Source organism: Mucilaginibacter frigoritolerans, assembly GCF_007830615.1.
GTDB classification, from domain to species: Bacteria; Bacteroidota; Bacteroidia; order Sphingobacteriales; family Sphingobacteriaceae; genus Mucilaginibacter; species Mucilaginibacter frigoritolerans.
This window is the reverse complement of record NZ_VLLI01000008.1, coordinates 283,253-307,186: the sequence shown is the minus strand read 5'-3', so window position 1 is coordinate 307,186 and position 23,934 is coordinate 283,253. Positions and strand designations below refer to the sequence as shown.

At 38.8% G+C, this 23,934-nt stretch carries 36 protein-coding genes; 4 read left to right on the top strand and 32 right to left on the bottom strand.

Translation table 11 applies throughout. The features are described 5' to 3' along the window. The first annotated feature begins 26 nt into the window (after window positions 1-26). A complete protein-coding gene (locus tag JN11_RS15160) occupies window positions 27-461 on the top strand; it encodes a GNAT family N-acetyltransferase (protein ID WP_144913884.1) in 435 nt (144 codons plus the stop codon). Here JN11_RS15160 and JN11_RS15155 read toward each other — a convergent pair. After that, window positions 430-1,335: a hypothetical protein gene (locus JN11_RS15155; protein ID WP_144913882.1), complete on the bottom strand. Its 906-nt coding sequence runs from the start codon at window positions 1,333-1,335 to the stop codon at window positions 430-432. The genes JN11_RS15160 and JN11_RS15155 overlap by 32 nt on opposite strands. A gap of 354 nt (window positions 1,336-1,689) precedes the next feature. Between JN11_RS15155 and JN11_RS15150 the strand changes: the two genes are divergently transcribed. The 3 genes from JN11_RS15150 to JN11_RS15140 all read left to right on the top strand — a co-directional run bounded on the left by JN11_RS15150 (window position 1,690) and on the right by JN11_RS15140 (window position 6,315). Beyond that, on the top strand, window positions 1,690-2,805 hold the full coding sequence (locus JN11_RS15150) for a M42 family metallopeptidase (RefSeq protein ID WP_144913880.1): 1,116 nt from the start codon (window positions 1,690-1,692) through the stop codon (window positions 2,803-2,805). A gap of 100 nt (window positions 2,806-2,905) precedes the next feature. Continuing rightward, window positions 2,906-3,808, top strand: a complete 903-nt coding sequence (locus tag JN11_RS15145; RefSeq protein ID WP_144913879.1) for a nucleotidyltransferase family protein — start codon at window positions 2,906-2,908, stop codon at window positions 3,806-3,808. 188 nt (window positions 3,809-3,996) lie between these two features. After that, a complete protein-coding gene (locus JN11_RS15140; protein ID WP_246139017.1) occupies window positions 3,997-6,315 on the top strand; it encodes a glycoside hydrolase family 31 protein in 2,319 nt (772 codons plus the stop codon). A 78-nt stretch (window positions 6,316-6,393) separates the two neighbouring features. On the opposite strand, the gene dnaK is transcribed toward JN11_RS15140, so the two are convergent. The 31 genes from dnaK to rplD all read right to left on the bottom strand — a co-directional run bounded on the left by dnaK (window position 6,394) and on the right by rplD (window position 23,933). Next, complete coding sequence (gene dnaK, locus JN11_RS15135; protein WP_262713286.1) at window positions 6,394-8,343, bottom strand: molecular chaperone DnaK; 1,950 nt, start codon at window positions 8,341-8,343, stop codon at window positions 6,394-6,396. A gap of 262 nt (window positions 8,344-8,605) precedes the next feature. Continuing rightward, window positions 8,606-8,785, bottom strand: a complete 180-nt coding sequence (locus JN11_RS15130; RefSeq protein WP_144913874.1) for a class IIb bacteriocin, lactobin A/cerein 7B family — start codon at window positions 8,783-8,785, stop codon at window positions 8,606-8,608. An 83-nt stretch (window positions 8,786-8,868) separates the two neighbouring features. Then, complete coding sequence (locus JN11_RS24455; RefSeq protein ID WP_170227761.1) at window positions 8,869-9,030, bottom strand: hypothetical protein; 162 nt, start codon at window positions 9,028-9,030, stop codon at window positions 8,869-8,871. 192 nt (window positions 9,031-9,222) lie between these two features. After that, the gene (rplQ, locus tag JN11_RS15125) at window positions 9,223-9,759 is read right to left on the bottom strand and encodes a 50S ribosomal protein L17 (RefSeq protein ID WP_144913872.1); all 537 of its coding nucleotides are present in this window, start codon (window positions 9,757-9,759) and stop codon (window positions 9,223-9,225) included. Window positions 9,760-9,908: 149 nt separating this feature from the next. Next, complete coding sequence (locus JN11_RS15120; RefSeq protein ID WP_144913870.1) at window positions 9,909-10,901, bottom strand: DNA-directed RNA polymerase subunit alpha; 993 nt, start codon at window positions 10,899-10,901, stop codon at window positions 9,909-9,911. Between the two features lie 183 nt (window positions 10,902-11,084). Then, complete coding sequence (rpsD, locus tag JN11_RS15115; protein ID WP_144913869.1) at window positions 11,085-11,693, bottom strand: 30S ribosomal protein S4; 609 nt, start codon at window positions 11,691-11,693, stop codon at window positions 11,085-11,087. Window positions 11,694-11,760: 67 nt separating this feature from the next. After that, entirely contained in the window at window positions 11,761-12,150 is a 390-nt protein-coding gene (gene rpsK / locus JN11_RS15110) for a 30S ribosomal protein S11 (protein WP_144913867.1), read from the bottom strand. A gap of 127 nt (window positions 12,151-12,277) precedes the next feature. Further along, complete coding sequence (rpsM, locus tag JN11_RS15105) at window positions 12,278-12,655, bottom strand: 30S ribosomal protein S13 (protein ID WP_094572241.1); 378 nt, start codon at window positions 12,653-12,655, stop codon at window positions 12,278-12,280. A 93-nt stretch (window positions 12,656-12,748) separates the two neighbouring features. After that, a complete protein-coding gene (gene rpmJ / locus JN11_RS15100; RefSeq protein WP_073405774.1) occupies window positions 12,749-12,865 on the bottom strand; it encodes a 50S ribosomal protein L36 in 117 nt (38 codons plus the stop codon). A gap of 8 nt (window positions 12,866-12,873) precedes the next feature. Beyond that, window positions 12,874-13,092 carry a translation initiation factor IF-1 gene (gene infA, locus JN11_RS15095; protein WP_022833270.1) on the bottom strand — a complete coding sequence of 73 codons (219 nt, stop codon included), beginning with the start codon at window positions 13,090-13,092 and terminating at the stop codon, window positions 12,874-12,876. Between the two features lie 63 nt (window positions 13,093-13,155). After that, window positions 13,156-13,947 (bottom strand): type I methionyl aminopeptidase, encoded by a 792-nt coding sequence (map, locus tag JN11_RS15090; RefSeq protein WP_144913865.1) that lies wholly within the window; start codon window positions 13,945-13,947, stop codon window positions 13,156-13,158. Between the two features lie 12 nt (window positions 13,948-13,959). After that, window positions 13,960-15,303 (bottom strand): preprotein translocase subunit SecY, encoded by a 1,344-nt coding sequence (gene secY / locus JN11_RS15085; protein WP_144913864.1) that lies wholly within the window; start codon window positions 15,301-15,303, stop codon window positions 13,960-13,962. Window positions 15,304-15,309: 6 nt separating this feature from the next. Further along, window positions 15,310-15,756, bottom strand: coding sequence for a 50S ribosomal protein L15 (gene rplO / locus JN11_RS15080; protein WP_144913862.1), 447 nt, complete (start codon window positions 15,754-15,756; stop codon window positions 15,310-15,312). A gap of 4 nt (window positions 15,757-15,760) precedes the next feature. After that, complete coding sequence (gene rpmD / locus JN11_RS15075; RefSeq protein WP_144913860.1) at window positions 15,761-15,940, bottom strand: 50S ribosomal protein L30; 180 nt, start codon at window positions 15,938-15,940, stop codon at window positions 15,761-15,763. A 6-nt stretch (window positions 15,941-15,946) separates the two neighbouring features. Then, the gene (rpsE, locus tag JN11_RS15070) at window positions 15,947-16,465 is read right to left on the bottom strand and encodes a 30S ribosomal protein S5 (RefSeq protein WP_144913859.1); all 519 of its coding nucleotides are present in this window, start codon (window positions 16,463-16,465) and stop codon (window positions 15,947-15,949) included. Between the two features lie 12 nt (window positions 16,466-16,477). After that, window positions 16,478-16,831 carry a 50S ribosomal protein L18 gene (gene rplR, locus JN11_RS15065; RefSeq protein WP_144913857.1) on the bottom strand — a complete coding sequence of 118 codons (354 nt, stop codon included), beginning with the start codon at window positions 16,829-16,831 and terminating at the stop codon, window positions 16,478-16,480. A 5-nt stretch (window positions 16,832-16,836) separates the two neighbouring features. Next, window positions 16,837-17,394: a 50S ribosomal protein L6 gene (rplF, locus tag JN11_RS15060; protein WP_144913856.1), complete on the bottom strand. Its 558-nt coding sequence runs from the start codon at window positions 17,392-17,394 to the stop codon at window positions 16,837-16,839. A 17-nt stretch (window positions 17,395-17,411) separates the two neighbouring features. Further along, window positions 17,412-17,810, bottom strand: coding sequence for a 30S ribosomal protein S8 (rpsH, locus tag JN11_RS15055; RefSeq protein WP_144913854.1), 399 nt, complete (start codon window positions 17,808-17,810; stop codon window positions 17,412-17,414). Between the two features lie 179 nt (window positions 17,811-17,989). Further along, window positions 17,990-18,259 (bottom strand): 30S ribosomal protein S14, encoded by a 270-nt coding sequence (gene rpsN / locus JN11_RS15050; RefSeq protein ID WP_144913852.1) that lies wholly within the window; start codon window positions 18,257-18,259, stop codon window positions 17,990-17,992. Next, entirely contained in the window at window positions 18,252-18,815 is a 564-nt protein-coding gene (gene rplE / locus JN11_RS15045) for a 50S ribosomal protein L5 (RefSeq protein WP_144913850.1), read from the bottom strand. The genes rpsN and rplE overlap by 8 nt, the downstream gene beginning before the upstream one ends. Continuing rightward, window positions 18,815-19,159 carry a 50S ribosomal protein L24 gene (gene rplX / locus JN11_RS15040; protein WP_144913848.1) on the bottom strand — a complete coding sequence of 115 codons (345 nt, stop codon included), beginning with the start codon at window positions 19,157-19,159 and terminating at the stop codon, window positions 18,815-18,817. Before rplX ends, rplE begins: the two co-directional genes overlap by 1 nt. Before the next feature lies 1 nt (window position 19,160). Further along, window positions 19,161-19,529 (bottom strand): 50S ribosomal protein L14, encoded by a 369-nt coding sequence (rplN, locus tag JN11_RS15035; protein ID WP_073405786.1) that lies wholly within the window; start codon window positions 19,527-19,529, stop codon window positions 19,161-19,163. A gap of 1 nt (window position 19,530) precedes the next feature. Next, window positions 19,531-19,785 carry a 30S ribosomal protein S17 gene (gene rpsQ, locus JN11_RS15030; protein ID WP_100342673.1) on the bottom strand — a complete coding sequence of 85 codons (255 nt, stop codon included), beginning with the start codon at window positions 19,783-19,785 and terminating at the stop codon, window positions 19,531-19,533. A 19-nt stretch (window positions 19,786-19,804) separates the two neighbouring features. After that, window positions 19,805-20,008 (bottom strand): 50S ribosomal protein L29, encoded by a 204-nt coding sequence (gene rpmC, locus JN11_RS15025; RefSeq protein ID WP_144913846.1) that lies wholly within the window; start codon window positions 20,006-20,008, stop codon window positions 19,805-19,807. Window positions 20,009-20,094: 86 nt separating this feature from the next. Further along, entirely contained in the window at window positions 20,095-20,517 is a 423-nt protein-coding gene (gene rplP / locus JN11_RS15020; protein ID WP_091376362.1) for a 50S ribosomal protein L16, read from the bottom strand. 47 nt (window positions 20,518-20,564) lie between these two features. Then, complete coding sequence (gene rpsC / locus JN11_RS15015) at window positions 20,565-21,470, bottom strand: 30S ribosomal protein S3 (RefSeq protein ID WP_144913844.1); 906 nt, start codon at window positions 21,468-21,470, stop codon at window positions 20,565-20,567. A 6-nt stretch (window positions 21,471-21,476) separates the two neighbouring features. Continuing rightward, window positions 21,477-21,905 carry a 50S ribosomal protein L22 gene (rplV, locus tag JN11_RS15010; protein ID WP_144913842.1) on the bottom strand — a complete coding sequence of 143 codons (429 nt, stop codon included), beginning with the start codon at window positions 21,903-21,905 and terminating at the stop codon, window positions 21,477-21,479. A gap of 3 nt (window positions 21,906-21,908) precedes the next feature. Then, on the bottom strand, window positions 21,909-22,175 hold the full coding sequence (rpsS, locus tag JN11_RS15005) for a 30S ribosomal protein S19 (protein ID WP_094572255.1): 267 nt from the start codon (window positions 22,173-22,175) through the stop codon (window positions 21,909-21,911). Next, window positions 22,175-23,002, bottom strand: a complete 828-nt coding sequence (gene rplB / locus JN11_RS15000) for a 50S ribosomal protein L2 (RefSeq protein WP_144913840.1) — start codon at window positions 23,000-23,002, stop codon at window positions 22,175-22,177. The genes rpsS and rplB overlap by 1 nt, the downstream gene beginning before the upstream one ends. 8 nt (window positions 23,003-23,010) lie before the next feature. Continuing rightward, entirely contained in the window at window positions 23,011-23,301 is a 291-nt protein-coding gene (gene rplW / locus JN11_RS14995) for a 50S ribosomal protein L23 (RefSeq protein WP_144913839.1), read from the bottom strand. A gap of 2 nt (window positions 23,302-23,303) precedes the next feature. After that, complete coding sequence (gene rplD, locus JN11_RS14990; protein WP_144913838.1) at window positions 23,304-23,933, bottom strand: 50S ribosomal protein L4; 630 nt, start codon at window positions 23,931-23,933, stop codon at window positions 23,304-23,306. Window position 23,934 lies beyond the last annotated feature (1 nt).

Here is a 23,934-nt window from a genome sequence, read left to right as displayed (position 1 = left end):
TAAAATATGAAAGCGAACATCTTAATATGATACAAATCGAACAAATCCGTCCGGAACTTACCTGGCAATTAAGACGTGATGTATTATATCCCGGCGAGATGAAGCACAACATGGGCCTCGAAGAGGATGAACATGGCATCCACTTCGGTGCATTTAAAAATAATAAACTAGTGGGGATAGTATCGCTTTTTCAAAACGGGACGGACTTTCAGTTTCGTAAACTAGCCATTGATCCATCGGCACAAAAAATGGGGATAGGAAATAATTTACTACAATATATTACTGGTTTTGCACAGCATGAAGGCGGCACTCGAATTTGGTGCAACGCCCGAATTTCGGCAACTGGCTTTTATTTAAAGGCTGATTTCGTTCAAACCGGCAAGTTTTTTTCAAAAAATGGTTATGATTATGAGATTATGGAAAAGCTCATTACTCCTTTTCCAGATCCCCCAATAAATTAGTTGCATAGTCATTCTTTGCATTTTTTAAGGATAGATTAGCCATGTATATGGCTAGGTCAACATCCCCTTCGCCTTCGTACACTACTGCCAGGTTATAAGCTGCTCTGCTTACTATTTGTGTATTAACATCCTTTAAAAATGGTTTTAAAAGTGTGTCGGCCTTGTCAAAATTACTCGCTAAAATTTCTTTTATGGCAGGTCCAAATATTTCATCATTGTAAAGCGGCCTTTGATTCACAATGCGATTTGGCAAATAGTCCTGCAAAGCATTTTGAGTGGCGTTTTGTGCAGCAATATTGATAGTTGCCTTACTACCGCCAACTGTAGGATGAACAACCAACGATCCTAATAAACCCATATATGGCGTTTCGGGCTGGGCCTCTATTGCCTGGCCGTTTAGTTTTTTAAAGTGCACACCATCACCCTCATAAAGTATAAATTCAACCTGAACGCTGCTATTATAATAAGCTGTTGAGTTGTCAATATTATCTAAATCAACGCTTGCAGTAAATTTATTTAAGGCAAGTACGTAATCGGCGTGATATTTTGCAGCCAAAAGCTTTATCGAATCGGTGTTTGCAGCAAATTGTGTTGAGTCGACCAAAGAAATAGTTTTTGTATTGGGAAGCTGTTTCAGCTGCGTTTCGGCATATTTAAGCGACGAATAAGCCCCCGCCTGGATGGCAGCAAGCTTGCGTTTAGTGTAATTTTTGGCTACACTTAAGTCATATTGATTAATCAGCAAAACGGTTACAGTACCGGGCTTAAACAATTTTTTTGGCGAATATTCTAATGGTATACTAACATATTGTGTTACCTCACAACCACTTAACAGCAAGAATAAAGCAACAAGGATTGGTTTTAATATTTTCATTTAACTATGGTACATATATACGTTTTGAATATACCATTTAATCGCAAAAAAATCTACAAAACAAAACCAGCCTAATACATAGGCTGGTTTCTAACTAACTAAACTGATCTTTGAAAAAATTTACTCACCACAAAGGAACAACTACCAGATAAAGTCAATGTTAAATCATCAACAAATCATGCTTAAATAGTGTGTTGTTAACCTATGTTTATATTCCCAAAACTATTAAAACTATAATTTTCAGAAAACTTGTTAACTCCCTAAACCTTAATATACACCCATCAAATTCTGTTTTCAGCTTTCACCTTAATCATTATATTTGTGAGCGGTTGTTTTAACCGTTTTTAATAAATTATGGCTAAAAAGAAATCTGAGGCATCTGAGCATGTTGCTGTTGTAAATAAGGCTTCCCTATCGTTTTTTGAGAAATACATCAATAATCCCTCTCCTACCGGTTTTGAATGGAAAGGCCAGGAACTATGGCTTGAATACATAAAACCTTATATTGATGATTACTATGTAGATAATTACGGAACAGCTGTTGGTATCATCAACAAAAAAGCTGAATATAAAGTGGTTATTGAGGCTCATGCCGATGAAATATCATGGTTTGTAAATTATATTACCAGCGATGGATTGATCTATGTGATCCGTAACGGAGGTTCAGACCATCAGATAGCCCCTTCAAAAAGGGTAAATATCCACACCGATAAAGGCATTGTAAAGGCAGTTTTTGGATGGCCGGCTATTCACACCCGAAGCGCAGGTGAAAAGGAAGAAGCTCCTACTTTAAAAAATATATTTCTGGATTGTGGCTGCACTTCAAAAGAAGAGGTTGAAAAATTAGGCATACATGTAGGTTGTGTAATTACTTATGAAGATGAGTTCATGGTATTAAATGACCGCTATTATGTTGGCCGTGCATTAGATAACCGTGCCGGAGGATTTATGATTGCCGAAGTAGCACGTTTATTAAAAGAAAATAAAGTAAAACTTCCTTTTGGCCTTTACATAGTAAATGCTGTGCAGGAAGAAATCGGACTACGCGGTGCCGAAATGATAGCTCATCATATTAAACCCAACGTTGCTATTGTAACAGATGTTACCCACGATACGCAAACACCAATGATTAATAAGATTAGCCAGGGTGATTTGGCTTGTGGTAAGGGACCTGTAATATCGTATGCCCCTGCCGTACAAAATAACCTGAATAAATTACTGATCAAAGCAGCTGAAAAGGCCGAGATTCCATTTCAGCGCCAGGCTTCATCACGTTCAACTGGTACCGATACCGATGCTTTTGCTTATTCAAATGATGGCGTACCATCAGCATTAATCTCCCTGCCGTTGCGTTATATGCATACCACTGTGGAGATGATTCACAAACAAGACGTTGATAACGTAATACGCCTTATTTATGAAACCTTGTTAAATATCAAAGCCGGTCAGGATTTCAGATACATTAAATAATTGAATAGTAAAACATTTTACCCTAAAAAACATTTATCACAATAATAAAATAATATAAATAAATGTCATATTTACATTTATTTGAAGTACCTGAGAACATATGAAACCAACATTATTAATTCTGGCAGCTGGTATGGCCAGCCGCTATGGAAGCATGAAACAAGTAGATGGATTTGGCCCTAATGGTGAAACCATTATAGATTATTCTATTTATGATGCTATTAAAGCAGGATTTGGTAAAGTAAGCTTTATTATCCGCGAGGAATTTGCTGAACCATTTAAAGCCATTTTTGAGCCTAAATTAAAAGGACGTATTGAAACTGATTATGTTTATCAGAGCTATGACCTTAAACCTTTTGGTATTGATAAAACCATTGAACGGGCTAAACCATGGGGAACAGCCCATGCCGTATTATCTGCACGCAACCAGATTCATGAGCCTTTTTGCGTAATAAATGCTGATGATTTTTATGGTTATGATGCCTTTGAAAAAATGGCTAAGTTTTTAAATACCGAAGTAGCTGATGATAAATTTTCTATCATAGGTTACCAGGTTGACAGAACTTTATCTGAATACGGAACCGTATCACGCGGTGTGTGCCAGGTTGATGAGAATGGCAATATGGTAGCTATTAACGAACGCCTCAAAGTTTATTTTGCAAAAGATGGTGGTGTCGTTTATGAAGAAGATGGTAAAGAAATCTCATTACCGTCAAACACACCTGTTTCCATGAATTTTTGGGGCTTTACTCCTGCAGTTTTCAAAAAAACAGAGCCCTTTTTTAAAGCTTTTGTTGAAAAGAATGAAAACGATCCTAAAGCTGAATTCTTTATTCCGCTAATTGGTGATGAGTTGATCAAAAGTGGTGAAGCATCATTTAAAGTAATACCAACCGGCGAAAAATGGTTTGGTGTTACTTACAAAGAAGATAAACCCATTGTACAGAAAAGCATATCTGAACTGGTTAAAAACGGAACTTATCCGGAAAACCTTTGGCCATAATTTCAACTCATATTCAATCATTAAATCCTGCCACTTGAGCAGGATTTTTTGTTTACAGGGCTTCCGGTAACGTTCCCGAAGAATTATTACTTTTGAAGTATCCAATTTTAAAACCAATGAAACGTTATTGTTGTTCCCTTTTTATACTCTTGTCCATTTACTCATCCTGCTTATTTGCCCAACAGCATATGGAAACCAAAATTTTAGGAAATGCTGAAAGCGTCAGCAAACAAAACAATGTATTAGTTATAAAAACTAAAGAATCTGAGGCCCGGATCTGGATCTACTCTCCTACTATTATCCGTGTAAATATTAGTAAAGTACATAGTGCTGATACCTCATTCGCGGTTATTCAGAAACCGGCAGAAAAATTAGAATATAGTGAATCAACTAATGAGTTATTGATCAATACCGGCTCATTAAAACTAAGTATAAGCAAATCGCCATTGCGTTTTAGCTTTTATACTACAGATAATAAGGTGCTAAGCGAAGACGATGCCCGCTTTGGAACCAACTGGCAGGGAACAAAGGTGGTGAACTACCGGAAATTATATAAAGATGAAAAGTTTATAGGACTCGGTGAAAAAACAGGTGATTTAAACCGCCGGGGGAGTTCCTATATAAACTGGAACTCTGACGTCCCTGACCATACACCAAAGTCTGATCCATTGTATGAGACTTTTCCATTTTTTGTAGGCCTGCATAATGGATTAACTTATGGATTATTCTTTGATAACACCCATAAAAGTTATTTCGATTTTGGTGCTTCAACAGATGATACCATGAGTTGGTTTGGGGCCGATGCGGGCGATATGAACTATTATTTCTTCGGGGCACAGAGTGTATCAAAAATTATTGAAGATTATACCTGGCTTACCGGTCGTATGCAAATGCCACCGCTGTGGAGCCTTGGTTACCAGCAATGCCGCTGGAGCTATATGAGCGCTGAAGAGGTGCTGAATATTGCCGAAACTTTCCACAAGGAAAAAATCCCTGCAGACGTAATCTATTGTGATATTGATTACATGGATCATTACAAAATATTCACCTGGAACAAAACAACATTTGCTAATCCAAAGGCATTTATTGATCAGCTTAAGTCCATGAATTTTCACCTGGTAACTATAGTTGATCCGGGTATTAAGGTTGAACCAGGGTATAAACAATATGATGAAGGGGTTGCTAAAAACTATTTCGCTACCTATCCAAACGGCGAAAAATATGTGGGCAGCGTATGGCCCGGCCGCTGTCATTTTCCTGATTTTTTCAGGGATGATGTACGTAAATGGTGGGGTGCATCGTTTACGGCACTTACCGAACCAGGAGTTGAAGGTTTTTGGAACGACATGAATGAGCCCGCTGCATGGGGGCAAAATATCCCATCAATTGTAAAATTCGGTGATTATTACATGCCAGAGGTACGTAACGTATATGGTATGGAAATGGCCCGCGCTACCTTTGAAGGGACTAAGAAATTATTAGGTAATAAACGCCCGTTTGTACTTACACGTGCGGCCTATTCGGGTACACAACGTTATTCGGCAGTTTGGACAGGGGATAATTCTGCTTATGATGCCCATATGCTGCTTGGACAGCGCCTGGTAAACAGTTTGGGTATAACAGGCATGTCATTAGTCGGCGTTGACATTGGCGGCTTTACAGGCGACCCTACGCCCGAATTAATGGTACGCTGGAACTCATTAGGTGTTTATACACCCATGTTCCGTAATCACGCAATGCAAGGCACCAAATATCGCGAACCATGGCGCTGGGGAAAAGAAAATGAAGCCATCATCAAAAAAGATATTGAACAACGCTATAAACTGTTACCATACATTTATTCAGGCTATTACCAATCGCACCAAACCGGCTTGCCTTTGAGTCGCACACTAGCTATTAATTATACACAGGATACTTCAGTATTTAATACTAAATACCAGAACCAGTTTTTATTTGGCGATGCGTTGCTGGTTGCCCCGGTAGAAAGCACACGGTTTACTGAAGATGTTTACCTCCCGGCAGGCGAATGGTACCGTTTAAGCAATGGTGAAAAGTTTACAGGAAGCAAAGCCGTACATGTTGAAGCGCCATTAAATAATTTGCCTGTGTTTGTGAAAGCCGGAGGCATTATCCCCATGCAAAATGTAATTCAAAGTACAAATGAAAAAGGTGATGGTATTTTGGAGCTTAACGTATGGTACGGCAAAGAAGCCAACAGCTTTGTTTATTATGAAGATGACGGCTCATCATACAACTATGAAAATGGAGAGTATTACAAAAGAGAAATCTATTTCGATCCTGCGAAAAGCACTATCAGTTTATCGGCAGTTGAAGGATCTTTCACATCCAAATACAACAAAATTAAATTAGTGATGCATGGCTTTAAAGGGAATATAAAAACCTTTAAAGTAAATGGCAAGGCAGTTAAGATTTGGCCCGATGCAGAACATGGAACAGATTATAGTTTAATTGATAATAACAGCAAACCCATAATCATTATTTATTAGACTGAATCATTCCAATAAAAAACCCCGACTAAATCATTAGCCGGGGTTTTTATTATTAAATCTCTTAGGAGATTGGGATTATTTTACTTCTTCAAAGTCAACATCAGTAACGGCATCAGCGTTTCCTTCTGGTTGTGCACCACCTGGATTACTAGCACCTGGCTGACCCTGACCTGCATCACCAGTCGCTTTGTACATCTCTTCAGATGCAACGTTCCAAGCGTTGCTTAATTCGGCCTGAGCTGCATCAATAGCATCAAAATCTTTTGAAGCATAGGCTTCTTTCAATTTAGTTAAGCCTGATTCAATCGGACCTTTTTTATCAGCAGAGATTTTATCACCGTATTCTTTCAACTGTTTCTCTGTTGAGAAGATCAAAGCATCAGCAGCATTCAGTTTTTCAACTTCTTCTTTTGCCTTTTTGTCAGCATCAGCATTTGCTTCAGCTTCATCTTTCATCTTTTTGATCTCAGCATCGGTTAAACCTGAAGATGCTTCGATACGGATCTTTTGCTCTTTACCAGTAGCTTTATCTTTTGCTGATACATGTAATATACCATTAGCATCAATATCAAAAGTTACTTCAACCTGAGGCACTCCACGAGGTGCTGGTGGTATACCATCCAGGTGGAAACGGCCTATAGTGCGGTTAGCAGAAGCAATAGGACGCTCACCTTGTAAAATGTGGATCTCAACTGACGGCTGACTGTCAGATGCAGTAGAGAACACTTCAGATTTTTTAGTTGGGATAGTAGTGTTAGCTTCAATTAATTTAGTCATTACACCACCCATAGTTTCAATACCTAATGAAAGCGGGGTAACGTCAAGTAACAATACATCTTTAACCTCTCCAGTTAATACACCACCTTGAATAGCAGCACCAATAGCTACAACTTCATCAGGGTTTACACCTTTTGAAGGTGCTTTACCGAAAAATTTCTCAACCGCTTCCTGAATAGCAGGGATACGGGTTGAACCACCCACCAATATGATTTCGTCAATATCAGAAGTGCTTAAACCTGCATTTTTCAATGCTGAACGGCATGGTTCAATAGTACGTTTTATTAAGCTATCAGCCAGTTGCTCAAATTTAGCACGGGTTAATGTTTTAACCAGGTGCTTAGGCACACCATCAGTAGCAGTAATATATGGTAAGTTAATTTCAGTTTGAGCAGTGCTAGATAACTCAATCTTAGCTTTTTCTGCTGATTCTTTTAAACGTTGTAAAGCCATTGGATCTTTACGCAGATCAACACCTTCATCGTTTTTAAATTCATCAGCTAACCAGTCAATAATTACCTGATCAAAGTCATCACCACCTAAGTGAGTATCACCATCAGTTGATTTTACTTCGAATACACCATCACCCAATTCCAATACAGAAACGTCATGAGTACCACCACCACAGTCAAACACAGCAATTTTCATGTCTTTGTGCGCTTTGTCAAGGCCATAAGCCAAAGCCGCAGCAGTAGGTTCGTTAATTATACGACGTACTTTTAAACCTGCTATTTCACCAGCTTCCTTAGTAGCCTGACGTTGAGCATCGTTAAAGTAAGCCGGTACGGTAATAACCGCTTCAGTAACTTCAGTTCCCAAAAAGTCTTCAGCAGTTTTCTTCATTTTCTGAAGAATCATCGCTGAAATTTCTTGTGGAGTGTATTTACGGTCGCCGATTTCAACACGTGGAGTGTTGTTGTCGCCTTTTACCACTTTATAAGGTACGCGTGAAGCCTCTTTGGTAACTTCGTTAAAGTTGTTACCCATAAAGCGTTTAATAGAATAAATAGTTTTTGTAGGATTGGTGATAGCCTGGCGTTTTGCCGGGTCACCTACTTTACGTTCGCCGTTGTCAACAAAAGCCACTACTGACGGCGTAGTACGTTTACCTTCACTGTTAGCAATAACTACGGGTTCGTTACCCTCCATTACTGCAACACATGAGTTGGTTGTTCCTAAGTCGATTCCAATTATTTTAGACATATGATTATATTTTCCTGATTGATTTTTTTGTTTATTACAAGCTATTTAACAAGGCTTGTGCCAATCTGGCTTTGGCAGTTAAAATTAGGTTGAATGAGGAAGAGTAAAAGGTGAAAGGTAATAATTAGTCAGGATGACAACTGAAATTGGTGACAGGTTGGCAGAAAATCATTAAAACTAAAACAAACTATTCAAGTTATTGAGCCTGCTAAAATCAATAATATAATCGTCTTTAACTACCGGGTACAAAGTAAAAAGCCATCCTTACTGTATGCAAGAAATGGCTTTAATCCAAGTAAATTCTTAGTTACGCACAGTCTGCTTCACAAAATAGCCCATTAGGGCCGCCACAAGGAAGCAATCCTGAGCAACAGCCCTGGATATAAGCAACACCTGGCTGTCCAACACCAGCACACCCAGGATATTTACCACCCTGAATTTCCTTCATTTCCTTTTTTGTTAGAGGTTTTCCTAAATTAGTTTTCATACTTCTGTTGATTTGTTTAATGTTTGTTTATAATAAAACAGGCACAGTTCATAATTGAGCGGTGCTTACCTTATTATTTATAATTAACTACAAATACCAGTGGTAGGGTCTGGCAATCCTGGAGCACAACAGCCCTGCACATAAGCAGAACCTAGTTTTCCAGCAGGCGCACAACCAGGAAATTTACCGCCTAGAATTTCTCTCATTTGTTTTTTTGTCAAAGGTTTCCCTAATTCAGTTTTCATATAAATCTGTTGGTTTAGTTCGTCCCGGTTTTATATAAGTACGGGATCAAATACTTTAACACCAAGTTAAAATATTATTTCTCCAAAATCAAAAAATATCGTAAAAGAATTTAAATGCCAAATTATATAAACAAAGAAGCCCCGCTTGTGGCGGGGCTGTTCCTTAATAATTAAGTTTATTTGGATTTAAAATTATTCTCCTTTTTCAGCATTGTCTTCGCTTACAGCAGGTGCTTCAGGAGCTACTTCTGCTTTTGGCTCTTCAACAACAACTGCTTCGTCAGCTTTAACAGCAGCTTTGCCTTTAGTAGCTCCACCACGACGACGAGTTGATTTCTTTTCAGTTTTAGCAACATCTGTACCGTAAACTGTATTGTAATCAACCAATTCAATCATTGCCATCTCAGCATTATCACCTAAACGGTTTTCCATTTTGATGATACGGGTATAACCACCCGGACGGTTAGCTATTTTCTCAGCTATTTCGCGGAACAAGATAGTAACTGCATCTTTATCCTGCAAGTAGCTAAATACAATACGACGAGAATGTGTAGTATCGTTTTTTGATTTTGTTAAAATTGGTTCTACATAACCGCGTAAAGCTTTTGCTTTAGCTAAAGTAGTAGTGATACGCTTGTGTAAGATAAGCGATGTAGCCATGTTACTCATCATCGCTTTGCGGTGACTGTCAGTACGGCCTAAATGGTTAACTTTTTTTCCGTGTCTCATTGTTTTTAAATTATTTCACGTGCATACCGTCGGGCGATCGGCTCAAGCCCTTGGAATTATGCTCTCGCTTATTTGTTTGTTTATTATATTAAAAATTAAGATCTGGTATGAAGAAAAGAATCTCCTAATTACCAGATCTTAAATTTATATTATTCTTCGTCTAACTTAAATTTAGATAAGTTCATACCAAAAGATAAACCTTTTGATTTAACTAAATCCTGAATTTCAGTTAACGATTTTTTACCAAAGTTTCTGAACTTAAGCATATCGGCAACATCGTACGAAACCAAATCAGCCAGGCTACGGATATCAGCAGCTTTAAGGCAGTTTAGTGCACGTACAGAAAGGTCAAGATCAACTAATTCTGTTTTAAGAATCTTGCGCATGTGCAGGATTTCTTCATCAACTTCTTTAGTTTCTTCTTTAGCCTGAGCTTCAAGCATCATGTTTTCATCGCTGAACAACATAAAGTGTTGGATAAGAATCTTAGCCGCTTCTTTAAGTGCATCTTCAGGGTGAATTGAACCATCAGTAGTAATGTCCAGAACTAATTTTTCATAATCTGTTTTTTGTTCTACACGATAGTTTTCAATAGTATATTTAACGTTTTTAATAGGTGTGTAGATAGAATCGATAGCTATTACACCTACGTTAGCGTCAGGGTTTTTATTTTCTTCGCTTGCAACGTAACCACGACCCTTATTAACAGTAAGCTCAATTTCAAGCGTTACTGATGAATCCATGTTACAAATAACAAGATCAGGATTTAAAACACTAAAGTTATTAGAGAATTTGGTGATATCACCAGCTTTGAAAGCGTCCTGGCCATTAATGATCACAAATATTTTTTCGCTATCGCCAGATTCACCTGTTTTTTTAAACCTAACTTGTTTAAGGTTAAGTATAATTTCTGTAACGTCTTCAACAACACCTTTGATGGTTGAAAACTCATGCATCACTCCTGAGAAACGAACTGAAGTGATCGCATAACCTTCAAGTGAAGAAAGTAAGATACGACGCAGAGCATTACCAATGGTTACACCGAAGCCTGGTTCTAACGGACGAAACTCAAACGTGCCATCAAAATCAGTTGATTTCTGCATGATAACCTTGTCTGGTTTTTGAAATGCTAAAATTGCCATTTATATCCTTTATTTATTGTTTATTTAATAATAGATTTGAGAGGTGAGCTATAAGATGAGCAGCTATTTTTATGCTCCTCATTTTATACTGTATATCTAAAATCTTCCTTCTTTTTGCTTTTAGTATAAAATCAGATATGAGATTTGGTACAAATCCAAATCTCATATCTAAAATCTCATATCTTATTTTGAGTACAACTCGACGATAAGGTTTTCCTTGATGTTTTCAGGAATCTCATCGCGGTTTGGATAGTTTAGGAATTTACCTGTTAAATTGGCAGCATCCCATTCCAGCCAGCTGTGTTTGTTTATTTTTCTACCAGCTACCGAGTGTGTAATTGCTTCAAGTGTTTTTGATTTTTCGCGAACCGCGATAACATCACCAGCTTTCAATGTATAAGATGCAATATTTACAACTTCACCATTAACAGTAATGTGTTTGTGGCCTACTAACTGACGTGCACCTGAACGTGTTGGAGAGATACCTAAACGGTATACTGCATTATCCAAACGAGCTTCTAAGAATTTTAACAAGTTTTCACCTGTAATACCTTCTTTTGCTGAAGCACGGTGAAATAAGTTTTCGAACTGACGTTCCAACACACCATAAGTGTATTTAACTTTCTGTTTTTCCATCAACTGGGTTGAATACTCTGATTGCTTTCCTCTTCTTTTAGAAGCGCCATGCATTCCCGGTGGATAGTTTTTTCTTTCTAACGCTTTATCCGGACCGAAGATTGGTTCACGGAAACGGCGCGCAATTTTTGATTTTGGACCTGTATATCTAGCCATTGTTTGTTGTTCTTAAAGTATCAAGCAGCCCGCAGCCGCTGAATCTTAGCTTTAAAAAATCTGTTAATTAAACTCTTCTTCTTTTTGAAGGACGGCAACCGTTGTGCGGAAGCGGTGTAATATCTTTTATGGTAGTAACCTCAATACCTGCAGTTTGCAAAGTACGGATAGCAGACTCACGACCAGCACCAGGGCCTTTTACAAACACTTCAGCTTTGCGTAAGCCTAAATCATAAGCAACTTTACCGCAATCGGCAGCAGCTTGTGATGCAGCGTAAGGAGTGTTCTTTTTTGAACCTTTAAAACCCATTTTACCAGCAGACGACCATGAAATAGCCTGACCTGTTTTGTTAGTAAGGGTGATGATGATGTTGTTGAAAGTAGCATTGATGTGTGCTTCGCCAACAGGCTCAACAATTACAACACGCTTTTTGGTTACTTTTTTGCTTTTAGCCATTTTCTTAATTATTGAGTTTACGAATTACTGGGTTAATAAATAACCGGACCCGTATAACTATTTTTAATTTGTTCCTAATGATCTGAAAGCTTCAATTAATCTCTGCTCTCCAACCACTAATCAATTACTATTTAGTAGCTTTCTTTTTGTTAGCAACTGTTTTACGTTTTCCTTTACGGGTACGAGAGTTGTTTTTAGTACGCTGACCACGTAGAGGTAAACCTTTACGATGACGGGTACCACGATAGCAACCTATATCCATTAAACGCTTAATGTTAAGCTGAACTTCTGAACGCAATGAACCTTCAACCTTTATCTGATCGTTAATTATACCACGGATGGTAGCTAATTGCTCATCGTTCCAGTCTTGTACCTTTGTATTGAAATCAATACCAGCCTCAGTCAAAATTCTTTGAGCTGTTGAGCGGCCGATTCCGAAGATATAAGTAAGCCCGATCTCTCCTCTTTTATTTTTTGGTAAATCAATACCTGATATCCTTGCCATATTTTATATTTATTGATTGATCGAATTATTGAATTATTGAGGTTTTACTGTCAAATATTCAGTAAATCAATAAATCATTAATTCATTAATTATTTACCCTTGGCGTTGTTTATATTTAGGATTCTTTTTGTTGATTACGTAAAGTTTCCCGTTGCGGCGGATGATTTTGCAATCAACACTGCGTTTTTTAATTGATGCTCTAACTTTCATCGCTTTAATTATTTATATCTGTAGGTTATTCTTCCTTTTGTTAAATCGTACGGACTCATTTCCAATTTTACCCTGTCGCCAGGTAATATTTTAATGTAGTGCATCCGCATTTTACCTGAAATATGCGCAATAATCTCATGACCATTTTCAAGTTCAACCCTAAACATTGCATTTGACAATGCTTCCCGAATTGTTCCGTCTTGCTCAATCGATGATTGTTTAGCCATATTTTATTGATTATTACTTAATTATCCACCCCAAAACCGGGATGCAAAATTAATAAAAATATTTTAATTATTATTTTTTTCTTTTAAAACATTATCGACATATTCAAAAGTCGATAAAACATCAGGTTTTCCCTTCCTGATAGCCACTGTATGCTCATAATGAGCTGATGGTTTACTATCAACAGTTGATACTGTCCAGCCATCATCCCAAAACTTTACCCTGGCTTTACCGGCATTGATCATTGGCTCAATCGCAATCACCATGCCTTCTTCCAGTTTAATACCTGATCCGCGCTTGCCATAGTTAGGAACTTCGGGCTTTTCATGCAGATGTATACCTACACCATGACCAACTAACTCTTTCACTACGCCAAAACCATTCTTTTCAGCATGCTCCTGCACTGCATATCCTATATCACCAATACGATTACCTGTTACTGCTTTCTGAACACCAAAGTCCAGGCACTCTATAGTAACGCGCATCAGCTTTTTCACCTCCTCACTTACTTCGCCAATAGCAAAAGTGTAAGCAGAATCGCCGATATACTTATTTAACTCCACACCACAATCTACCGACACTAAATCACCATCAATAAGCTCCCTGTCGCCAGGGAAACCATGTACAACCTGATCATTCATTGATATACACAATGAATAAGGGAAGCCGTGGTAATTTAAAAATGCAGGAATACCGCCGTTATCACGGATAAAGGTTTCTGCAAGTTTGTTTAATTCAATTGTTTTTATTCCAGGGCGTATAACTTTTGCTATCTCCCCAAGTGTTTTGGAAACAAGTAAAGAACTTTCTCTTATGAGCTCTATCTCTTCGACAGACTTATAATGGATCTTTGACATGTTTTAAATTTATCAGATAACAGGCTGACTTGTTCCATCTGCCGAAGGAATAGCTGTACGGCCCTTAATTCTTCCGGTTTTCATTAAACCATCATAATGACGCATCAATAAATGACTTTCAATCTGCTGTAAGGTATCAATAACAACACCTACAAGAATGATTAATGAAGTACCACCAAAGAATCTGGCAAAAGCACTGGTAACGTGTACCATACTTGCTAACGCCGGGATAATAGCTATTATGGCAAGGAAAATTGAACCTGGTAATGTAATTCTTGAAATTACTGCATCAATATAATCAGCAGTAGTTTTGCCTGGTTTAACACCCGGTATAAATCCTCCGTTCTTTTTCATATCCTCAGCCATTTGGTTAGGATTAACTGTAATAGCTGTATAGAAATAAGTGAACAGGATGATTAATATAGCAAACAGTAAGTTATGTCCCCATGAAGTATAATCAGACAATGCCATTAAAACACTGTTTGAAGCTGCTTTAGGGAAAAATTGCGCTATAGTTGCAGGAATAAACATTAACGCCTGAGCAAATATAATTGGCATTACACCCGCAGCATTCACCTTTAAAGGAATATACTGACGAACGCCACCATATTGTTTATTACCTACAATACGTTTTGCGTATTGAACAGCAATTTTGCGGGTACCCTGTACTATTAGTATGGTAAACATTACCACACCAACAAGTGCCACAATTTCAACAAGGAAGGTAACTAAACCACCGGCACCGGCATTACGTGAGGTAAACTCACTCAGGAATGCACCTGGTAAAGCAGCAATAATTCCCACCATAATGATCAATGAAATACCATTACCAATACCTTTATCTGTAATTTTCTCACCCAACCACATAATAAACATGGTACCTGCAGTTAACACGCACATATTTAAAATAGTGAAGTATGGATTAGCAATTTCCATTTGTTCAGCAGTTATCTGTGATTTTAGGTAACCGATGGCTTGCAATGCTGTGATACCTATGGTTAGGTAACGGGTCCATTGGTTTAGTTTATTACGGCCACTTTCGCCTTCTTTTTGAAGTTTAGCGAAATATGGTACCGCAATACCCAATAATTGCACCACGATAGACGCCGAGATATATGGCATTACGCCCAATGCAAAAATTGAGGCGTGTGAGAACGCGCCTCCTGCAAACATATTCAATAAACCGGCAATACCTTCGGCCTGTTGTTTATTATTCAGCGACGCAGGATTAACACCGGGCAATACCACGAATGTACCTACACGATATATTAAAAGAAATAAGAGTGTGTTAGTAATACGCACTCTTAAGTCTTCGATTTTCCAGATATTGGATAATGTGGTGAAAAATTTCTTCATCGAAAATTATAGCTTAACTATTGTACCCCCGGCTGCCTCAATTGCTTTTTGCGCTGTAGCAGTAAACGCGTGTGCTTTAACGTCTAATTTGGCAGTCAGTTCACCACGACCTAAAATTTTAACAAGATCGTTTCTTGAAGCCAAACCATGTTCTTTCAATGTATCAAAATCAACTGAAGCAATTGAATATTGCTCAACCAATTTCTGAAGAACATCAAGGTTAACACCTACGTACTCTACACGGTTAGGATTTTTAAATCCAACCTTAGGCACACGGCGCTGTAAAGGCATCTGACCACCTTCAAAACCAACTTTAGTGCTGGTACCTGAACGTGAACCTGCGCCTTTATGACCACGGGTTGATGTTCCGCCACGGCCAGAACCTGTACCACGGCCAATTCTTTTTCTATTTTTAGTAGAACCTTTTGCAGGTTTAAGATTACTTAAATTCATGATATTAAATATTTTCTACAGCTACCAGGTGATTAACTTTTTTAACCATACCTACTATTGCTGCAGTGGCTTCAACTTCTACACTGTGGTTGATCTTTTTTAAGCCCAGGGCCTCAACCGTACGTTTTTGGCGCTCACTTCTGTCGATCACGCTTTTAATCTGGGTTATCTTGATTTTTGCCATCGCTGATTATCCGTTAAATACTTTACCTAAATTAACGCCGCGGTGCTGTGCTACAGTATAAGCATCACGTAATTGTGATAATGCTGATACAGTTGCCTTAACCACGTTGTGCGGGTTTGATGAACCTTTTGATTTTGCCAATACGTTGTGGATACCTGCTGACTCAAGTACAGCACGCATTGCACCACCAGCAATTACACCGGTACCGTTAGCAGCTGGTTTTATGAAAACAAAACCACCTGAAAACTTGCCAATTTGCTCGTGAGGTACAGTACCGTTAATAATAGGCACTTTTACCAGGTTCTTTTTTGCATCATCAATGCCTTTAGCAATTGCTTCAGTAACCTCTTTAGCTTTACCTAAACCGTAACCTACAACACCGTTTTCGTCACCTACTACCACAATGGCAGAGAAACTGAATGTACGGCCACCTTTGGTTACTTTGGCTACACGCTGTATGCTTACCAAGCGGTCTTTTAATTCGATCTCGCTTGTTTTTACTCTTTTTATGTTGATTGTTGACATTTCTCTTTTCGATTAAAAGTTTAAACCACCTTCACGTGCACCATCAGCCAGTGATTTAACACGACCATGGTACAAATAACCGTTCCTGTCGAAAACCACATCTTTAATACCTGCAGCAATTGCTTTTTCAGCAACCAGTTTACCAACGGCAACTGACTGATCAATTTTAGTACCTTTTTCTGCATTAAAATCTTTTGATAAAGATGATGCTGATACTATTGTTTTGCCACTTACATCGTCAATGATCTGCGCGTAAATTCCTTTATTACTCCTGTATACTGACAGACGCGGACGTGCCGAAGAACCTGAAAGACGTTTTCTGATTCCCTTCTTAATTCTGTCTCTTCTTGATAATTTAGCTCCCATGACGATTATTTTTTAGATGCTGATTTACCTGCTTTTCTTCTCAATACTTCGCCAACAAACTTGATACCTTTACCTTTGTAAGGCTCTGGTGCACGTAACGAACGAATTTTCGCAGCTACCTGACCAATAAGTTGTTTATCAATTGACTCCAGAATAATGGTAGGGTTTTTACCCTTTTCAGCAGTTGTTGAAACCTTAATTTCTTGTGGTAATTCAAATACGTAGTGGTGAGAATAACCCAACACTAAATCTAACGTATTACCTGTATTGGTTGCGCGGTAACCTACACCCACTAATTCCTGCTCTACTTTGTAACCAGTGGTTACACCTACAACCATGTTATTTATTAATGCACGATATAAACCGTGTAATGCTTTGTGGCGTTTTTGCTCAGAAGGGCGTTTTACAATTAAATTTCCTTCTTCTTGTTCAACAGTGATATCACTGTCAACCGCCTGGTGCAATTCACCTTTAGGGCCTTTTACAGTAACAACATTTTCTGCTGATACCGTAATGGTAACTCCTGCCGGTAGTGCGATAGGTAACTTTCCTACTCTTGACATTGTTTAATTTCCTCCTATTAATAAACGTAGCATAAAACCTCACCACCAACATTTTGCTGACGAGCTTCTTTATCGGTCATTACACCTTTAGAAGTTGACAGGATGGCGATACCTAAACCATTTAATACTCTTGGCATATTATCCATGCCTGCGTATTTCCTCAAACCTGGTTTACTTATGCGTGAGATGCTGCGTATAGCAGAAATTTTAGTTATCGGATGGTATTTCAAAGCTACCTTAATAGTACCTTGAGGACCATTGTCTTCAAACTTAAAATTGGCAATGTAACCTTTGTCGAAAAGCACCTTAGTGATTTCCTTCTTCAGATTTGATGCAGGAATTTCAACAACCCGATGGTTGGCCTTAATAGCATTCCTTACTCTTGTAAGATAATCTGCGATTGGATCTGTATTCATTTTATTGTTTTATGATAGTGGTTTCCCTTTCAGGACCTTCTATCGGTTAATCTTCATTTCGAATTTCGGAAGTTCGCTTTCGGATTTATTCCGTCTTATAGATTCCTTATTTCGAATTTATTTTTTCTTCTAAAATTCAAATTTCTATTCACCAAAGGCGAAAGAAATCCGAATTCAAATTACCAGCTTGCTTTCTTTACTCCTGGAATCTTGCCATCAAGAGCCATTTCACGGAATGTAACACGTGAAATACCGAATTGACGCATGTAACCACGAGGACGGCCTGTTAATTTACAACGATTGTGTAATTTAACCGGTGATGCTGCTTTTGGTAATTTATCCAAAGCTGCGTAATCACCTGCTTCTTTAAGGGCCGCTCTTTTTTCAGCGTATTTAGCTACTAATTTAGCGCGTTTTAATTCACGTGCTTTTACACCTTCTTTAGCCATTATTATTTTGATTTTTAAATGGTAATCCAAATTGTTTCAACAACTCTAATGCTTCAACATCATTTGTTGCAGAGGTAACAAAGGTAATATCCATACCCTGAATTTTGTTAATCTTATCGATATTAATCTCAGGGAATATAATTTGCTCTGATACACCTAATGTATAGTTTCCTCGTCCGTCAAAACCTTTATCGTTGATACCTTTGAAATCGCGGATACGTGGTAAAGCCACAGCAATTAAACGGTCAAGAAATTCATACATAGTATTGTCACGCAGTGTAACACGTACGCCGATAGGCATATTTTTACGTAACTTAAAGTTTGAAATATCTTTTTTAGATTTTGAAGAAACAGCCTGCTGACCAGTAATAGTAGTCAATTCAGTAATTGTACTTTCAATCAGTTTTTTATCAGTAGTAGCACCACCAACACCCTGGTTGATAGCGATTTTCTCAAGTTTAGGAACCTGCATAACGCTTTTATACTGAAATTTATCTTTCAGTGCGGTACGAATTTCGTCCTTATACTTTGTTTTTAATCTTGGTACGTATTCCATTACTTAATTTCCTCTCCTGATATTTTTGCAATTCGAACTAATTTACCAGCTTCATTTCTTTTACGGCCAACGCGGGTTGGTTTTCCTGATTTAGGATCAACCAGCATCAGGTTAGAAATGTGTATAGCAGCTTCTTGTTTTACAATGCCACCGTTAGGTGATGCTGCATTAGGCTTGGTGTGTTTTGATACCATATTGGCACCTTCAACAATAGCGCGGCCTTTATCTAAAATAACCTCTAATATTTTACCTTCAGATCCTTTTGAATCGCCGGCTATAACCTTTACCAGATCACCTTTTTTGATCTTCAATTTGGCAGGTTGTTCGTGTTTTTTCTTTTCCATGTTACAATACCTCCGGTGCTAATGATACAATTTTCATAAATTGTTTCTCACGTAATTCTCTTGCAACAGGGCCAAAGATACGTGTGCCTCTTGGCTCATCCTGGTTGTTTAACAAAACCGCGGCATTGTCATCAAAACGGATATATGAACCATCTTTCCTGCGAATCTCTTTCTTAGTTCTAACCACTACAGCTTTTGAAACGGTACCTTTTTTAACGTTGCCTGATGGCAGAGCGCTCTTTACGGTAACTACTATCTTATCGCCAATTGATGCATACCTTTTACCGGTACCACCCAAAACACGGATCACTAAAACTTCTTTAGCGCCACTGTTATCGGCTACGTTTAATCTTGATTCCTGTTGTACCATCTTATTTAGCCCTTTCTAAAATTTGAACTAATCTCCAGTTTTTGTTTTTGCTAAGCGGGCGGGTTTCCATAATCAATACGGTATCGCCTATTCCACAAGTATTGGCTTCATCATGAGCCATAAATTTGGTAGTTTTCTTAACGAACTTACCATAGATAGGGTGTTTTACTTTCCTTTCTACCGCAACAACAATAGACTTTTCCATCTTATTGCTAACTACCAGGCCGGTACGTGTTTTTCTTAAATTTCTTTCCATTTCTATCGACGTTTAAAAATTATTCAGAAGCTGACGCCGCTTTGCGCTTTGTTAATTCAGTATTTAAACGAGCGATGTCCTTACGTACTTTTGTAATACGGGTAGGGTTTTCAATAGCAGAAACCGCGTGCGCAAATTTCAGTTTGGTAAGATTTGTTCTTTCCTCGCCTATCCTGGCAACCAATTCTTCAGTTGACAACTCTAAAATTTCTGAGTTTTTCATTTTCTTTATTAGTTTTTTGAGTTTTTAGTTTCAAGCACGCTTTATCCAACTGATAACTGCAAACTCAAAACCGCTAACTTTTTTATTTATGCTTCTACGTAATCTCTACGTACTATAAATCTTGTTTGCACAGGTAACTTTTGTGCTGCCAGGCGTAATGCCTCTTTAGCTGTTTCTAACGGTACACCTTCTGCTTCGAAGATGATCCTTCCGGGGCGAACTACCGCTACCCAGTATTCAGGAGCACCTTTACCTTTACCCATACGTACTTCAGCTGGTTTTTTAGTTACAGGTTTATCAGGGAATATTCTGATCCATACCTGTCCTTCACGTTTCATAAAACGTGTAACAGCAATACGTGCAGCTTCGATCTGACGGCTGGTGATCCAGGCCGGCTCGAGTGATTTTATACCGAAAGATCCGAATGAAAGCTCAGCGCCACGACTGGCGTTGCCTTTCATTTTGCCTTTTTGCATCTTTCTGAACTTCGTTCTTTTTGGCTGTAGCATTTTCTTAAGCTTTTATATCTCGCGATATATTTTTTCTACTCTATTTATTATCTCTTTCCTGGGCCGCCCGGGCGATTTCCGCCACCGCGATTCTGACCACCACCTTGTCCTCCCGGACGATTGTTGCCACCGCCGCGATTTGCACCTGGAGCGCCTGCACCCGGACCACCTCTACGGTCGCCACCTGGTTTACGGTCGCCTCTGCGTTCACCGCCACGCTCGCCGCCTCTTTCATTGCCACGACCGCCAAATGCTGCCGCGCCTTCAGGGCGTCCGCCTTTACCGCTGGCTGAGCTAGTACCACCAATGTTTGGTGACAAGTCGCGTTTGCCATAAACTTCGCCTTTGCAGATCCAAACTTTAACACCTATTTTACCATAAGTAGTTAATGCTTCTGCTAGTGCGTAATCAATATCGGCACGGAAAGTATGTAGAGGAATTCTTCCTTCTTTATATTGTTCAGTACGAGCCATTTCAGCACCACCTAAACGGCCTGAAGTCATTACCTTAATTCCTTCAGCACCCATTCTCATGGTTGAAGCAATAGTGGTTTTCATGGCACGACGGAATGAAATACGTGCTTCTAACTGTTTTGCTATGCCTTCTGCAACTAATTGTGCATCAAGTTCAGGGCGTTTGATCTCGAATATATTGATCTGAACTTCCTTTTTAGTTAGTTTTTTTAGCTCTTCTTTGATCTTATCAACTTCCTGACCGCCTTTACCGATAACGATACCCGGACGGGCAGTGTGGATAGTTACAGTGATACGTTTTAAAGTACGCTCGATAACTATTTTCGATACGCCACCTTTTGAGATACGAGCTGAAAGATACTTACGGATCTTTTCATCTTCAACTAATTTGTCGGCATAGTGATTGCCACCGAACCAATTAGAATCCCAACCTCTGATGATTCCTAATCTGTTACCTATTGGATGTGCTTTCTGTCCCATTTCAAATTAATTGTTATCGTTTTTACTATCTACGATCAGGTGTACGTGGTTTGAGCGTTTGCGGATACGGTATCCTCTTCCTTGCGGAGCAGGGCGTAACCTTTTTAACTGACGACCACCGCCTACTGAAACCTCTTTTACATAAAGGTTGCTATCTTCGACACGTTTGTCTTCATTTTTTGCTTCCCAGTTTTTGATGGCTGATAACAAAAGTTTCTCTACACGTATTGCAGCTTCCTTGTTTGTGAATTTAAGGATGTATAACGCTTTCTCAACGTTCACACCGCGGATTAAATCAACCACCAAACGCATTTTACGTGGTGAAGTTGGGCAGTCCTGTAATTTGGCAATAGAAGCGCCACCAACCTGGGCTTTCGCAGCTTCTTTTTGTTGCCTGATTAATACAGACTTTTTGATTTTAGTTGTTGCTTCCATGCCTTATTTTTTCTTTTCTGCGTGACCACGGAATGTACGGGTTGGTGCAAACTCTCCCAGCTTGTGTCCAACCATGTTTTCTGTTACGTACACTGGGATAAATTTATTACCGTTGTGTACTGCGAATGTATGACCAACGAAATCCGGAGAGATCATGGAACGTCTTGACCATGTTTTTACAACAGATTTCTTGTTTGAATCATTCAGCACCATAACTTTCTTGTCTAAGTTATGATCGATGTAAGGTCCTTTTTTAATTGAACGAGCCATTATTTTTTCCTTCTTTCAATGATATAACGATCCGATGATTTCTTTTTGTCACGAGTTTTATAGCCTTTAGCCAATAAACCTTTACGTGAACGTGGATGACCACCTGAGGCCCTTCCTTCACCACCACCCATAGGGTGATCTACCGGGTTCATGGCAACACCACGAACTCTTGGTCTGCGGCCTAACCAGCGATTGCGACCAGCTTTACCTAATACGGCGTTAGCTTTTTCACCATTTGAAACGGTACCGATAGTTGCCAAGCAAGTTGACAAAATCATACGTGTTTCGCCTGATGGCAATTTGATGATGGCATATTTACCATCACGTGCTGATAGCTGGGCGTAAGTACCTGCACTGCGTGCTATAGTACCACCCTGACCAGGGTTTAACTCGATGTTATGGATGATAGAACCAAGAGGGATGCTCTTTAATGGTAACGTATTACCAATTTCAGGAGCTGCATTCTCGCCTGATACTACAACCATTCCTACGGTTAATCCTTCAGGAGCGATCATATATCTTTTTTCTCCGTCAACAAAGTGTAACAGTGCTATACGTGCAGAACGGTTAGGATCATACTCGATAGTTGCTACTTTTGCAGGGATATCAAATTTATTGCGTTTGAAATCAATTAACCTGTAAGCTTGTTTATGGCCACCACCCATATAGCGCATGGTCATTTTACCGCTGTTGTTACGTCCGCCTGATCTTGTGTTAGCCGAAACAACCAACGATTTTTCAGGAACGTTTGTTGTAATATCCGACGTAGAAGTGTCTATGCGGAAGCGGGTACCCGGAGTGACCGGTTTAAATCTTTTAACTGCCATCTCTTTATTTATATACCGCTGTAAAAATCTATTGTTTCTCCGTCTTTCAACGTAATGATCGCTTTTTTGTAAGTTGCAGCGCGGCCAGAAACGGCACCTGCCTTAGTATTACGCGTCTTTAGTTTACCAACGTATTTCATTGTGTTTACGGCTTTCACGTTAACACCATACATCGCTTCAATAGCGCCTTTTATCTGAACTTTGTTAGCTCTGTGATCAACTTTGAAAGCATAACGATTAAGCTTCTCGGTTAGTTGAGCTACTTTTTCAGTAAGTAAGGGTTTCTTTAAAATTTCCATAATTACTTAGCTAATGCTTCCTCCAAAGTTTTAAGAGCTCCTGAAGTTAAGATTAACTTGCCTGCGTTTAACACGTCATAAGTGTTTAACTGATCGGCAGTAATTACCTTAGTTTTTTTCAGGTTTCTGCTTGATAAATACACATTGTTATTTGCAGCACCTAATACTAATAATGTTTTCACATCAGTAACATTAAGATCGGCTGTAAGCTGAACATAGTTTTTGGTTTTGATTGAGTCGAAACTGAAATCTTCCAATACTACTATGTTGTTATCTTGTGCTTTGTATGATAAAGCTGATTTACGTGCTAAAGCTTTTAATTTTTTATTCAATTTAAAGCTGTAATCGCGTGGTTGCGGACCGAATACACGGCCACCACCATTAAACAATGGGGATTTGATGCTACCAGCACGGGCACCACCGGTACCTTTTTGCTTATATAATTTGCGGGTTGAACCTGCAATTTCGTTACGCTGTTTTGACTTGTGTGTACCCTGACGTTGGTTAGCTAAAAACTGCTTAACATCAAGATAGATAGCGTGATCGTTTGGCTCAATACCGAATACGGATTCAGGAAGTTGCACCTTGGCACCTGTTTCTTTACCTGATACATTTAATACGTTAACTTCCATC